The sequence below is a fragment of the Pseudomonas sp. BN607 genome (assembly GCF_029871175.1).
In the GTDB taxonomy this organism is placed as follows: domain Bacteria; phylum Pseudomonadota; class Gammaproteobacteria; order Pseudomonadales; family Pseudomonadaceae; genus Aquipseudomonas.
Window position 1 is genome coordinate 187,348 of sequence record NZ_SSOE01000065.1, and the last position, 13,065, is coordinate 200,412.

Below are 13,065 nucleotides of genomic sequence, written 5' to 3' on the forward strand. Positions count from 1 at the left end.
AACATTCAAGGACTACCTATGTCTCGTCTCGCAGAGTTCCGTCAACTCGAACAGCAATTGGCTGCCCAGCTGGCAGAGCTTGAAGCGTTGAAGGGCAGCTCCGAGCTGCAAGAAGAAATTCAATTTGAGACCAAACTCCGTGGCTTGCTGACAGAATACGGCTACAGCCTTCGTGACGTTATCAACATCCTGGATCCTCAAGCCAACCGTCGTGCCGCCGCCCCAGCAGTAGCTGAAAAGGCCCCGCGTCGTGCACGCCAGGTTAAGCAGTATAAGAATCCTCACAATGGCGAGATCATCGAGACCAAGGGCGGCAACCACAAGCTGCTGAAGGAATGGAAAGCCCAATACGGTAGCGACACTGTCGAGAGCTGGTTGGCTCACTAATCCGTAGCAGGCGGCAGAGAGAAATTACTGCCGCCATATTCAAGCGCCGATCCAGGCATCGTGGGTGGAGTCTTCGATGGTTAAGCTGAACCGCGTTTGGTGGCAACATCTGGCACCCAAAACGATGCATCGGCGCTTGGGTGAAGTGGAAAAGCTGATATCGAACTGGTGCACCACGGCTTATGGCCAACACTGGTTGAAGGTCGCCCGTGACCCTGCTCAGGTTATGAGGCTGCTACCAGGTGATTCGATTCCAGTGGTACATCTCATTGCACTAGGAGATCGACCGATAGTCATTAGCCCTCAGCGTCGTGTCAGACTTGGACATAGGTTTTTCGGGGCCAATGAGTTTGCGTCGCGCCGTCCTCTCGCTGAAAACGAGGTGGCAGTGGGGCCTTTGATTCAACTCGACGTGGTCACTGATCAGGCTTTGATCCAGCCTGCCTTGAAGATGCAGCGGACTGGGCATGTACAGGGCGTCGAGTCCCCCAGCATTGTTTTTTCCATACCTGCTCACTATCTCCTTTCACCACTCCAGTGGCCTGACAGAGCCTATGTGCTTTACCAGCATATTTTTGGGATGGAAAACTCCTACCCTGATGATGGTTTTTTCTATGTGGGGATCACTAAGAGAAGGTGGCAGACTCGTTGGGCAGAACACATGCGAGCGGTGGAAAAAGGCAGCCGTCTGGCCTTCCACCGGAAATTCCGAGAGGAGAGAGCGCTAGGCCAGATCACCTATGTCCATCACAAGGTGATGGCGATTACTGATGATCTGGAAAAGCTGTACAACACTGAGAAGTTTCTAATTGAGGGCCACTGGCTGGATCTGCGTCGGCTTAACATGATTCCAGGTGGAAAGGCGGGCCTCAGGTATCTCCGGGAGCACTCGATAGTCCGAAAAGGAGAAATCGTATCTCCCGATGAGCGAGAAGGAGTCTTGGGCGAATGGTTGAGCAACTACCAGGGAAAGAACCTCCCTCTGATGAGCCTGGGCGAACGGTGGCAGGACGAGGCATGGGCTGCTGCTCAGATCTGCAGTCGTTCAGATCGATTGTCTGTGGCTCAGATTGCTGCGATTCGCGAGCTCGCAGGTCACTTCCAGCCAAGTGAAATTGCCGAGCGGACAGGGGCGAGTCATCAGCAGATCGCCAGCGTCATTTCCGGTAAGACTTATGCTCGTGTGAGGTGAGAGCCAGATGTGAACTCGAGGCCCAACTCTCAGAACATGCTAGCGATGATCCGCGCATCCAGCAGCGCATGATGGGGGAGGGGAGCACCATCGTTGAGCGCGTCCAGCGTGGTCGCATCCGTAGGCCAATTCCGCACATTGCCAGGCCAGTGCCCGTCTGAATAGACCAGCTCACAGAACAACTCCCAATCGTATTCTGGAGCGTCTGTGACAATCTCCACCATTTCCGTGAACCCTTTAAGGAATGCCAGGAGGGTGTCTCGTGCGGCCAGCACAGGCATGGCGTAGGCCCCGCCCCAGAGCTGCGGTAGCACAATCTCAATTACGAAGTCGCTGCAGTCTTCAATGCTCCAACTGTCCAGCAATTCCACGTAGACTTCGCGCCCATCCTCAGCAACAAGGGCAAGCGAGATCAGCTTTGCTGTCGGCGATAGCTGAGAGAACTCACAATCTAGGTAGAGCTTCATGTTGGTGATTCCTGTCTCATGAGTGGTAACCGTATCGATATTTCCGAGGAGGCCATGCTCTGGAAGGCCGCCCTGGATCATTTTGGGCAAGCCGATCTCCATCAGCTCATCGTCGAACTGTGGCAAAAAGCAGGGCCTCCTGCCAGGCCTACAGTCGAGTACATCGACGAAGACGAGGCAGGCCCTGTGCTGATTAATTTATTGAAAATTGCCCAGGTCGAAGTAGGCGCAGTCGTGCCGTTTCGAGAGGAGTTTCCGAAGCGGGTGACTCTGTACAGCCGACACGCTCAACACCTTGTGGCTGGATTGCTTGAGAGAATGCCCGCCGACCAGCTAACGCGGCCCATGCGCATAGCTCGCTTGGAGAACCAGGTCGGGTTGTAGGCCCGTGCCCTTTAACAAGCTAATTCAAATCGTTCCAGTAGCAGTCCTACAAGTAAGCTCTGGCTGATGGCGGCGGATGGCCCAAGTCTGTCATCCGCAGCAGGAGAGCCTCCACCTCCCGTATGGAGGCCGTGCCCTGAGTTTATCGGGGCAACGGCTCGCCAATTAGCGGTTAAGCCGAATTTCCCAGCATTTCAGCCAGCTCGTTGTTTCCTCTGCCGAGCGAGCTCATCGAAATATTCCCTGCGTCATTTTCGCAGACGTGGTAGAGCGCGAATTGCGGAAGATTTGGCCGCCCTGCCGATTTCGGTACAGAGAAAGCAGAGCGAGTTTGGTACATGGCTTCGCCGTCGATAATCGAAACCAACGCAATGCCGTGTGCTTTGGCGTACTTGATCGCTCCGGATTGAAAACCCGATGTCGCGAAAAGCATCCCTTTCTGAGCACCAATAGATCTAACCTTGTCGTGCAGTACCTGAACTAGCTCGCGTTCGATGGCTCCCCGGTACTTTTTGCATTCAATAAGCACTGTGAATTCTGCGCCGGCGAGTGCTCTAAATTTTGCTAAGACGTCAATTTGATATGTCGAGTCGTAAGTCTCGACTTTGGCATTATGAGTGACTTCAAGCGAGCTTAGCTCACCACCCTGGTTGAGGAGCCAGCGCTTGACCAAGTGTTAAAATTCGGTCGGAGTGACTTCAAGGTTACCGTTCGCCATGGGTGGAAACATGTGTTGTCCTTAAACTGAAAATTACCCGTCCAGCTGGCTGCTGGTGGGGTGTCCCTGACCGGATGCTCCGGTAGTTTGGCAGATAGCGTCTGGCTTATTGGAGAATGGATAGCAATGCATAAGCGTCCATGCTTGGGAAATTACATTGGGATATGCCTCGATGGAGTTGAGCTCGACCTGCAGAGCGGACTCGATCTCGACCCGCCGAGGTTCTGAAAACCGGATGCCGAGGTGCTCGGCGAGCTCATGCAGCTCCAGGTTCAGCGTCATGATGACGTGTGCATGACCAGAGTGAGGGCGCCGGCCTTGCTTGATGCCTTCCCGCAGCAATTGGCGGTATGGGTTCGTTCTTCGGCCTATCCGCACAACCGTTGCGAACGCATCAAAAATTGCTGTCTTAGTCACCGTCGCTCGCACCCTGATCGTCACACCTTACTCGCTTCGCTTGGTCTCCAAGGTGCCGGTCAGGTAACGCGTTGTCATCGATACAGAAAGATGGCCCATTCGTTTTGCCACGATTGGAAGCGGATTACCCACGCTGGCCATCTCCATAGCCGCACTCCACCTTACGGACATACGAATCGTGAGTGGACTGACTTTCGCAGGATCAATTCCAGCTTCGTGCGCCCAAGCTTCGCACAGTTGTTTAAGTGCCAGAGGCGACATAGAAATGTCTGGGATTCTTTTGGATTGGAACAGAAGAGCGTTCTCTGCCAGATTCGCGCTGATGATGTACTGGCGCACCGGTGCCCAGTATTGTTCGGGGAAAATGGCTCGGGCCTTTTTGACACCCCGCGAAACATACAGAGCTCGTTCATCATCCTCCGAAAAGTCGCAGGGCCTCGCACTTCGATACTCCGCCATTCGAAGGCCGGCCATCATGCAGCTCATCAGTGCCTGGTCACGCAGGCTCTCCGTGGCCGTGATGGCCCTACTGAGAGCTTCGAGTTCTTCATCAGTTAGCAACTGAGAGGAGAGCTGTTGTGCTGACTTCGCCATTCGATCCCTCAAGACCGGCATATCCGACCCAATGGACGGTTCACCATGACGTGGCGGCTGGAAAACGCTACGCGGTACCTTGAAGGCTGAGAGGGCGCGAAAGCGTAGCGACTCTACTATCTGCGTCATTGCAGCCTGGTCTGAGGCAAACCAGTCGCTGGGTGTCATAGCTGCTTTAATGGCGAGCATCAGTGCCTGCTGCACTGCAGACTGACTTGGGAAGGTATCTGCTGGCATCTGCTCAGTCGCGGAAGCTGCGAGATCCTGGTAGTCCTTGTAACCAAGTCCTTTGGCAAGAAGCTCCAGGGCTGATGTGTAGGCGAGGGGGCTTGAGCCGCACCACTGCTTTTGCAAATCTTTGGCGATCTTTTTCAAGCCAGTGTTACGGAGGAGGTCGTTCGGATGTACTGGTACGCGCATTGGCAGTTCTCCAATAACGTCGAGGCGTCGGCTGCCCGCTGACTATTGTCGAAATGCGTGCGTTGAGAAGGGTGTAGCAACCTGTGGCACTGAGGCCTTCGCGAGCCGACCGCCCGATCCAGATACATCGGTTGGTACAAGCTATCACGTAGATCTTTTAGCTGTCCAGTGAAGGGCACCTGTAGTAACCCTGGCGTTAAGGACTGGAAAAAAGCGCTCCCATGCGTATACCTTGGAAGGGTCGCCAGCGGCCTCCACTAGGTCGTTGCTCGAGGAGCCCGATGATCCTGTTGTAGAAAAGCATCAAGTCGTCGTCCTCGACACCGGTGTGCCTATCCCAACGTGAGTGAAATTCCCTTAAGTCGAAAGGATCTCAGGAAATCTTACACAAGGAGTAATTATGAAGCTGGAAATATTAATTTACGACGCGTTGGTTTCACTTAGCAAGGCGCATACTCGCGAAGAAGCATTTTCGCCGAATTTTGATACGGCGAAAAGTGGGAGGCAAATAAGCGTTAGTGGCGCTACCGAGAATAAAATCAGGCTTGTATCATCAGCTCTTCTAAAACTGGGCTTGCCGGGCTCTATTAAACTTGATTTGAAGGAGCATCATAATTTAGTTAAGAAGGCAATCATTGAGACTTATGACGGTTTCTTGAGTTCTGGCACATCTCCCTGTGCAATCAGATACCTGTTGCCTGCTTACTTGAAGGGCGAGATAAAAAAGTTTGTAGTGGAGTTTGCACCTACTCTGCCCAAAGATTTTACATGTCATTTGCCCGCTGCGCTTACTGGTCTGGAGGGTAATGGGCCTTTTGTTATTGGCCCTGTTAAGATTTCCAAAAGTTTAGACTGGATTGATTCTGTTCATTTTTCGCCATCTGCATTTGATTACATGGAGGTGGATAATTCTGATTGGCGTGAAAATCTAAAAGCGGCTCTAGTGGATAAGGACTTACCGCTAAAACCTTTGAGTGCTTCGCTTTATGAAGTGGTGACTAAGTCAAAATCCATGGTTAGTGTGACTACTACAGGTTATGGAAAAGCGCTGTCTCGTAAGCTCTCTACGATTCTGGCGCGAACTGCGCTTGATTCGATATCGCTAATTAGTGGTAGTCCCAAGTATTTTAGGAGCTTTACTCTTTATACCGAAAGAAGACCTCCTATCTTGACGCATAGCATAGTAGAGACAAATGGATTTCTCTGGAATCCGGGTCTCGAATTATCGGATGAAGTAAATCCGTTCCTGCTCCGGCCCGAAGATTTGAATCAGAGTCACATTAAATTTTTCCAGGCTGTATCCAAAATTCTGACAGACCTTATCGGTAATGGTGATGGTTGCCCGGGCCTTTGCCAGAGGTGGTCAACCGCGCTTGATTGGCATGGTGAGGCATGTCGAGAGGTAAGTGACCAGATAGCGATTGCAAAGTTTGGAACATGCCTGGATGTGTTGAGCAGTGGAGGTGGTAAGACGCGCGCTATATCAAAAATGGTTTCAAATCTCACGAAAATTCCTGAAGATAAGATCGTTGCGAACTATGATCGGGATCTGACTCTCTATGAGACTATAACCAAGATATATGAGTATGGGCGGTCTGAGATTTTACATGGAAATAAGATCGATAGAATGACTTCTTTTGAGGCGCTAAGGGGGATTTCGGAGTTTTTTTCAAAAATTGCATTGATTAAAGCGGCTGAGGCGTTGTTTACCTATTCAGGATCTGACTCGGCGAAGGCGTTTAGCGAAATGTGATTCTTCTCTAGGTTACTTCTATTGCTTGCATTTGGATTGACATTTGGGCTTTCCACGGTGGTTGCCCGGGCCGTTAACCGGGCATGGTATATAAGCTATGTGCTCTTCTTCGTTAGACAACCAGAGCCAGCCATCTTGTAATGTCATTCCAGTTGTTAAATCATTCAATAGCTGTTCAAAATAGCCGAACGAGTAGCTCACCAGTAGGTGTGCCCGCGTACCGACCGTGTAGCTCTTCCAGTTTGGTCGAGCGGCGCTCCCCAGTGAGAAGACTCAATCCATGAAGAGCATTCACTAACTTCTGCATCTCAGCGATCTCGTCAGTCATGTTTAGCCAGGCGGAGGCGATCTGCTTCGCTCGGACTTATGCCTTATAGCTAGCGATATGGAACTCGATGAGCTTGTTTGCATGCACCAGGGTCTTCTGTGAGGTCAGCGATCCCTTAAGCCCAACCAGCTGTTCAACAAGTCGATCAACATGATCAAGGCCTGCAGGCACGCCGTTGACGTAGATGGTGTCCTCCTGCACGGAGTAGATCGCCATCTGCCTACCACGACTGGCAAAAGAGCACTCCCATGCGTATACCTTGAAGTACGTCACTATCGGCATCCATCAGGCCGCTACTCGAGGACAAGAATGTGAACGTGGGCGAGCTAATTGAAGAGCTGCGCAAGTACGACCCTGACCTACCTGTTCTCCTGCCGAGATCTGACTGCTCAGCATTGGAAGACGCCGTTGCGTGCTACCCAGACGTTGTGCGGGAAGGCCAGATCATGGGCTACGAGTCGCTCAGCTGGTTCCCCTGGGAGCCCGATGACCCTGCCACTGAAAAGCTCCAAGTCGTTGTCATCGACTTCAGCCAGCAATTGCCGATGGCAGCGAAATGACTATGAAGCGTAAGAATCTCAAAAATGTCTTAATGCCGGATGACCCGATGTACGTCGAGGCCGTGAATGCCTTGAGGCGGTATCACGAAGCTGAAGCAGCTGGGATCACAGGTGTGGAGTTGGATCGCTTACGGATGATTGCCGAGCACCAGTTCCAAGCGGTTACGGACTATCAGCTCGGCGCCCTCGGCGGCTCCCCCCTAGAAGTCATTAGCGGGAACGGCCAGTCGCCCCCAGCATAGCTTCTTCAACATCTGATGGTCTCGCGTCGATGTCTGTGCAGTCGAATCTGTCCGCCCTCGTGGAGGGTAGTCCCAGCGTTACCCGTCCAAGCTCGACGTCAATCTAGCCCCTCAGCAATTACGTCTGCCGAGCGTCCATAGTACATCCCCTGCACCACGTGATAGGGCGAAGCCGCCGCCATTTTAAATGTGGTTTTCGATCTCGGCCATCGCCTGGCCATCCAGAACCTGAGGCCGCCTCTCCAGCAGCCACGCGACTGCGTTCAAATATTGCCCATGAGAAAACACGGCGATGTCACCGGCTGGATGCTGCTCAAGCCGATCCAAAAAGGCCTGGGCTCGAGCAACAAAATCAAGGAATGACTCCGCGCCGGCGCCGTCGCGATAGCCGGGGTCGGACTGCAGCCAGTATGCATCGACCCAGCTCTTCCTCTGGGCCACAGTCGTATCGGCACAGCGCTCGGGTGTAAGGTACGTAAACTCTTCGATAGCCCATGTCTCAAACGGTGTCCCGGGGAAGGTCGCTGCAGTTGCTTGGGCGGTGGCCTGAGCTCGTGCAAAGGGTGATGCAGTAATAGGGTCGGGGGCCTTGGTAAATGACCCAGCGATCACTCGTGCTTGTTCCAAGCCAAGCGGGGTGAGAGGGATGCTTGAATGATCTCGACTGGCTTGGCCTGCGTTTGCAGCACTCTGGCCGTGCCGAATCAGCCGTACTCGTTTCATCAGCTATCGTCCTTGTCATGGGGTTCTATCATCAGCCTGCATCCTTGCATCTGGGCAACCAGAGCACCGTATCGATCATTGAGCTTGAGGTGGGGCAGTGGACAGAGATTTGAGCAAATTGCTTACTCCGGATCATCCCATGTACTCGGATGCGGTTGAAGCTTTGAGGCGTTATCACCAGGCGCAGGCTGAAGGAGCTGTAGGAGCAGACCTTGAGCGATTGCGGCTAATAGCAGAGCAACAATTCCAAGCAGTCACTGACTATCAAATGAAGGCGCTAGGTGGACTCTCTCCGACGAACCACTAGCTGCGCTTGAGTTGGCCCCTAGAGCACGGGAGGAATATCCCCCGTGCCGGCGAATAGGTCTATCAGAAGACCAGCAAAATCACCGTGTGAACCAAGCGAATGAGCTCGATTGCAAGGGTCAACCACAAGTCAGTTGTACTCATCGACGCTGCCTTATGAGATTCACTCAGGCGTTCGGTGGGTACCTCTGGGCAGGTCTACTCACGCCTCAATCTGGTTATATGCTACGGTGCGCATGTCGTTATCGGAGCTAACCAGCGAGGCATGTGATCGTGCTGAGCGGTGACGATCCGGTAGACCGGCTGAGGGAGGTTCCAGCCTCCCTCAGCACTCTCCCTTAAATTCTTAAGGCATGTGCATTTTCCTTTCTCGAGGCCGCAAGGCTCCTTCACCGACATCTCAGAAGATGGTAGCGGTTGGGCAGGTGTGTAACGATTGCTATGCATATTATAGGACTCACGCCCGGCGTCAATATGGGTGGGACGTTGCAAGTCCTCTGTGATCGCTCGCGGTGTGCATTGATTTTTATACTAATTAGTTGGTCGTGAAAGTGTCTGTAGGCCACGGAATTCAAGGGCTGCAAGGGTTTTTAAATACCGTTTTTGGTGTTTAATATATGTGTAAACTGCTTAGTTGTTAACTTTTTTGTTTGCGTGGCATGATTGCATTTTCGTATCACTGCTTGCTGGGAAAAACTATTACACTTGATGCGGAAAGGTTTCTCGTGCACTCTTTTTTATCTAAATACCAAATTGGTAAGTTAGGCGCTTTGGTTTTAATTGCTTTTGTTGCAGGAGCCAGCCTGCAGCCCTTGTCGCGCTTGGGCTGGAGCTAAATCCGCTGTTTTTTTCGTTCGCTTGGGCCGGGTTCGTGCCTGGTTGACCCCGCAGGTGAATCGGAGCGAAAATCGGCCCCAGACCAGAAAAGTCTGGTTACGCTCCCCTGGCATTAGTCCGTCTGCAGTTTACGAAAACTCGCACACTTCCCCCCCAAAACCCCCCTCCCCAAAAAAATGTTGCCGAAGTGAAAAAAAATCCATTTCAGCGCCCGGCCAGGGGAAAAAGCGCCGGCTGAGCTGGTCGGTCAGCAGAAATTTGGGGGAGGCGAGCGCCTGCCAGGCCGTCATTGGCACTCGATCAGTCAGCGTAGGGGGCCAGCAGGCGGGTGAGCAAATCACCTGTTGGGGTGCCTACATACCGCGCCTGTAGTTCAGCCAGCTTGGATGCACGTCGTTCCCCAGACAGCAGACTCAACCCGTGCAGGGCATTCATCAACTGCTGCATGCCAGCAATATCGTCAGCCAGGTTGAGCCAGGCCGAGGTGATCTGCTGAGCACGCACCTCTGCCTCACGGCTCGCGATCTGAGTCTCAATGAACTTGTTCGCGTGCGCCAGGGTTTTCAGTGAGGTGAGCGATTGCTCAAGGCCTTTGAGTTGCTCACTGAGGCGCTCTGCCTGGTCGAGCTCGGAGCCTTTACCATCCACGTAAACGACGTCGTCCTGCAGCGAGTAGATAGCCAGAGAGCCATCTCCACCGCCAGTGACATCTAAGGCAAGGACATTCCCAAGGCGCAGAGAATGCGGAATCCAGGTGTGCCCGACACAGACACGCCAGGCACCTGGAACACCGCCGCGATGATGCTTCTTGATCCTCTCGCGCCCCCACAACGCGACATCCTGAATCTGTGGGTTATCGAGGCTCTGGGTGAAGTCATTCCAGGCCAGCCCCACGGGCACATCAGCGTGAACCACTCCGACCACGCCCCGAGATGTCTCTACCTCGATAGCCATGGGCAGGCTATCCAGCTTGTCGATAATCATGGGCTTGGACTCGTCATCAATCGTGAGCCACCACCGCGCTCCATGAGCGGAGTAGGGGAGGTGTGGGTTAGCTCGATAGGCGTCGATTAGCATCTGTTCATGGTTGCCCTTCACCGTGAAGAACCAGGGTTCGCCCAGCAGCTTCAGCCCATCCAGCATCCCTGGGCCACGGTCGATGAGATCTCCCACAGCAATCAACCTGTCGACGGACTTATCAAAACCAAGAGCTTGCAGGCCCTTATGAAGCTCTCGGGTTTTGAAGTGGATGTCACCCACGACAAAGTCGCGGCCAGCGTGATTATGCGGGAGCTTAAGCAGATGGGGCATGAGCTACGAACGCTCCAAAAATCAGCTTGGAAGACCGCAATATTTTACCTGATGGTGATACCCCTATGGGCTGTTGATGTGCTCGCCGATGGTGAGGAAACGACCTCAAAAAAGCTGATGCCCATGACCCGCGAGCGGCAAGCGGAGCGCGCAGACCAGGAGGGTCGGAGACGCGAGCATGGAAGCCCGGAGGGCCGAGCCACGCAGTGGCTTGGTTTACGACAGCCGTCCCCCACGGGGCGCGCCAGAGAGCTTCTAGAGCGCTTTTAGCATTCGCTCCAAGCTCTGATGCTCCCAGGTCGATAGCAGAGCAATCGGATCTGTACGAGCACCAGGGTCGAAATCCCATTGCTGCCCATCGGGGCTCACCGCTTGCTCGCAGTAGTCCAGCTCATCGCAGTCGTTATAAATCGTGATCCGCCAACCCTCAATATCGACGACGAAGTGGCAAGCGTAGACCTCATCCCAAGTCTGCTCGCCGATCTTGGCCATAGTCCGGCGTCCGAGAATCACCTCGCGGAGCACTTGGGAAACCTCCCGTGCCGTCAATTCGTTTTGGGATCTAACTCGTTTTATGGGGATGGCCGATTGCGCCCCCAGTTCGATGAGATCTTTCGCGTGGCCATGAGCTACACGATCAAGAGTATTTTGGTTCAAAAACTCAGGTCGTTTGCGGCCCTGCTTGCGTTTCAGAGCCTCTATAGCTGCATTCTCATCGTCTTTGTGGGTCATCGCTTGTCTCTGGTTAGGGCGTTTCTTTGCTCTGAAGGGTGGATCTTCGAACAACCGAGGCCGGCCTCGGGCCTCGGGGCCGAGTATTCGGCGATCCATGAGCGATGACATACAGAATGTTCAGAATTCCAGCTGCAGGCAAGCGGAGCGCGCAGGCGTGACGGATGGACGCCCGTAGGGCCGAGACGTCGGCGACGGCTCGGTTTACGACAGCCGGGCCCTCAGGGCACGCGGATCCTTTCATGAGAACCGCTCGGCGCCCATCAAGGTCGTATCTGGAAAGGTCGAACCGCAGAGATCCAATGCCAACATATCCCCATACTCCAGACGGTCGATATTTCGTCGTCAAAGAGACGCTGTGGCGCTGCTCTAACCCAGGTCTCTCTGAAGCTACCAGGCAAGCACTGGTCGGCGATCTGATGCGAGCTCGTCGCGCCGTTAAGCAAGCCAAAGCAGAAGACGGCGCGTCAGCACTGCAACGAGCCAGGGCACGTGTCCATGCCGCCAAAATAGCGCTAGGGGAGCGCGGAGCTGTCTGGTGGACTGATGGCAGCCCGGACTACAACCGCCACAAGGTCACCAACACGCCTTACGCGGAATGGTTCGCCTCTCTGACCTCGAAGGGGTAGAACAATTCTCAGCGAGTCGTGTCGTATTGAAACTGGCGCGAAGCTGGCTACCGTCGGGGGACATATCGAACAGCCTGGGAGCATCTGATGACCATCATTCGTCGCGAAGAAGATTGGATCTAGATCCCCGCATCAGGGAACGCACGGCGGAGGAGGGTTGGCAGCATGTGTGATGCAGGCCCCTCCAAGAAATGCTCCTGGCTGCTGACACCGAAAACCACCGGGTTTACGTGGACGACCGTTGCGCCATTCCCCAGGGCGCGAAGCGGAAGCTCGGCTGCTGGGTAAACGATCCCTGAAGTCCCGACCGATAGAAAGAAATCGCAATCCTCTACTGCCTCCAAGGCGTCGCTCCAAGCTTGCTCAGGCAACAACTCTCCGAACCAGACTACCCCGGGACGAATAAACCCATTGCACGCGCTGCATCGAGGCGGTGCCAGCCGAGCTCCGCCTTCGGGAAGGGTATCGAAGGGGAGAGCAAGCGTAAGGGGTTAGCCCACAGTCTATACACCTGGGGGAGTTCAGGCTGCCGTGCAAATGGATCACCTCAAGGCTTCCAGCGCGCTCATGTAAGTCATCGACGTTTTGGGTGACGACTGTCAGCTTAGGCACACACCTGGCGAGTTCAGCTATCGCATGATGTGCATCATTTGGCTGCGCTAGAGTTACTTTTCGACGGCGCCACTCATACCAACCCCAACAGAGTGGTGGATCTGCACGGTAAGCCCCAGCAGTCGCTAACTGAGCGGGATCGAATCGTTCCCAAAGTCCAGTCAAAGCATCCCTGAAGGTCGGGATCCCGCTCTCAGCTGACGCGCCCGCCCCGGTAAACACCACTACGCGTTGCGCGCTTCGAAGCTGGAGTGCAGCAGCGTCCATTGTCATGACATCCCTCCGGGAACGTAGCGTGAGGCAAGAAAAAAACCGCCAATCGGCGGTTCACGGGTGTCGCACGGGGTCTCTGGCTCTTCCAAGCGGGCTTTGGGCGTGCCGGTGAAGAGGTCATTTCCTCAGCGCTGAGGGTTTGGTGCCAGACACTTACACCCCAAGGCTATACCTCACGCC

15 protein-coding genes and 1 pseudogene are annotated in these 13,065 nt (G+C 54.0%); 7 read left to right on the top strand and 9 right to left on the bottom strand.

The features are described 5' to 3' along the window. Positions 1-18: 18 nt before the first annotated feature. Together E8E68_RS22595 and E8E68_RS22600 are read left to right on the top strand one after the other, a co-directional pair. Complete coding sequence (locus E8E68_RS22595; RefSeq protein ID WP_280344965.1) at positions 19-387, top strand: histone-like nucleoid-structuring protein, MvaT/MvaU family; 369 nt, start codon at positions 19-21, stop codon at positions 385-387. 76 nt (positions 388-463) lie between these two features. After that, entirely contained in the window at positions 464-1,579 is a 1,116-nt protein-coding gene (locus E8E68_RS22600; protein WP_280344968.1) for a hypothetical protein, read from the top strand. Positions 1,580-1,608: 29 nt separating this feature from the next. Here the strand turns inward: E8E68_RS22600 and E8E68_RS22605 are convergent, their stop codons facing one another. Next, a complete protein-coding gene (locus E8E68_RS22605; RefSeq protein ID WP_280344971.1) occupies positions 1,609-2,046 on the bottom strand; it encodes a hypothetical protein in 438 nt (145 codons plus the stop codon). Between the two features lie 18 nt (positions 2,047-2,064). On the opposite strand from E8E68_RS22605, the gene E8E68_RS22610 reads away from it, so the two are divergent. Beyond that, positions 2,065-2,430: a hypothetical protein gene (locus tag E8E68_RS22610; protein WP_280344974.1), complete on the top strand. Its 366-nt coding sequence runs from the start codon at positions 2,065-2,067 to the stop codon at positions 2,428-2,430. Between the two features lie 172 nt (positions 2,431-2,602). Here the strand turns inward: E8E68_RS22610 and E8E68_RS22615 are convergent, their stop codons facing one another. The 3 genes from E8E68_RS22615 to E8E68_RS22625 all read right to left on the bottom strand — a co-directional run bounded on the left by E8E68_RS22615 (position 2,603) and on the right by E8E68_RS22625 (position 4,579). After that, positions 2,603-3,103, bottom strand: coding sequence for a restriction endonuclease (locus tag E8E68_RS22615; RefSeq protein ID WP_280344977.1), 501 nt, complete (start codon positions 3,101-3,103; stop codon positions 2,603-2,605). 78 nt (positions 3,104-3,181) lie between these two features. Continuing rightward, complete coding sequence (locus E8E68_RS22620; protein WP_280344980.1) at positions 3,182-3,565, bottom strand: hypothetical protein; 384 nt, start codon at positions 3,563-3,565, stop codon at positions 3,182-3,184. Positions 3,566-3,592: 27 nt separating this feature from the next. After that, positions 3,593-4,579 (bottom strand): tyrosine-type recombinase/integrase, encoded by a 987-nt coding sequence (locus E8E68_RS22625; RefSeq protein ID WP_280344983.1) that lies wholly within the window; start codon positions 4,577-4,579, stop codon positions 3,593-3,595. A gap of 400 nt (positions 4,580-4,979) precedes the next feature. Here E8E68_RS22625 and E8E68_RS22630 point away from each other — a divergent pair, with 400 nt between their 5' ends. After that, positions 4,980-6,332, top strand: a complete 1,353-nt coding sequence (locus tag E8E68_RS22630) for a HEPN domain-containing protein (RefSeq protein ID WP_280344986.1) — start codon at positions 4,980-4,982, stop codon at positions 6,330-6,332. A 364-nt stretch (positions 6,333-6,696) separates the two neighbouring features. On the opposite strand, the gene E8E68_RS22635 is transcribed toward E8E68_RS22630, so the two are convergent. Next, on the bottom strand, positions 6,697-6,933 hold the full coding sequence (locus tag E8E68_RS22635; RefSeq protein ID WP_280344989.1) for a hypothetical protein: 237 nt from the start codon (positions 6,931-6,933) through the stop codon (positions 6,697-6,699). Positions 6,934-6,977: 44 nt separating this feature from the next. Between E8E68_RS22635 and E8E68_RS22640 the strand changes: the two genes are divergently transcribed. Together E8E68_RS22640 and E8E68_RS22645 are read left to right on the top strand one after the other, a co-directional pair. Next, complete coding sequence (locus E8E68_RS22640; protein ID WP_280344992.1) at positions 6,978-7,220, top strand: hypothetical protein; 243 nt, start codon at positions 6,978-6,980, stop codon at positions 7,218-7,220. 2 nt (positions 7,221-7,222) lie between these two features. Beyond that, positions 7,223-7,462 carry a hypothetical protein gene (locus E8E68_RS22645; protein WP_280344995.1) on the top strand — a complete coding sequence of 80 codons (240 nt, stop codon included), beginning with the start codon at positions 7,223-7,225 and terminating at the stop codon, positions 7,460-7,462. 183 nt (positions 7,463-7,645) lie between these two features. Here E8E68_RS22645 and E8E68_RS22650 read toward each other — a convergent pair whose 3' ends face one another. The 3 genes from E8E68_RS22650 to E8E68_RS22660 all read right to left on the bottom strand — a co-directional run bounded on the left by E8E68_RS22650 (position 7,646) and on the right by E8E68_RS22660 (position 11,131). Next, positions 7,646-8,185 (bottom strand): histidine phosphatase family protein, encoded by a 540-nt coding sequence (locus E8E68_RS22650; RefSeq protein ID WP_280344999.1) that lies wholly within the window; start codon positions 8,183-8,185, stop codon positions 7,646-7,648. A gap of 1,443 nt (positions 8,186-9,628) precedes the next feature. Then, the gene (locus tag E8E68_RS22655) at positions 9,629-10,639 is read right to left on the bottom strand and encodes a metallophosphoesterase (RefSeq protein WP_280345002.1); all 1,011 of its coding nucleotides are present in this window, start codon (positions 10,637-10,639) and stop codon (positions 9,629-9,631) included. 255 nt (positions 10,640-10,894) lie between these two features. Continuing rightward, entirely contained in the window at positions 10,895-11,131 is a 237-nt protein-coding gene (locus E8E68_RS22660; protein WP_280345156.1) for a hypothetical protein, read from the bottom strand. A gap of 542 nt (positions 11,132-11,673) precedes the next feature. Between E8E68_RS22660 and E8E68_RS22665 the strand changes: the two genes are divergently transcribed. Further along, positions 11,674-12,000 (top strand): hypothetical protein, encoded by a 327-nt coding sequence (locus E8E68_RS22665; RefSeq protein ID WP_280345005.1) that lies wholly within the window; start codon positions 11,674-11,676, stop codon positions 11,998-12,000. 119 nt (positions 12,001-12,119) lie between these two features. Here the strand turns inward: E8E68_RS22665 and E8E68_RS22670 are convergent. Continuing rightward, a pseudogene (locus E8E68_RS22670) lies at positions 12,120-12,879 on the bottom strand (NAD-dependent deacylase). Positions 12,880-13,065 lie beyond the last annotated feature (186 nt).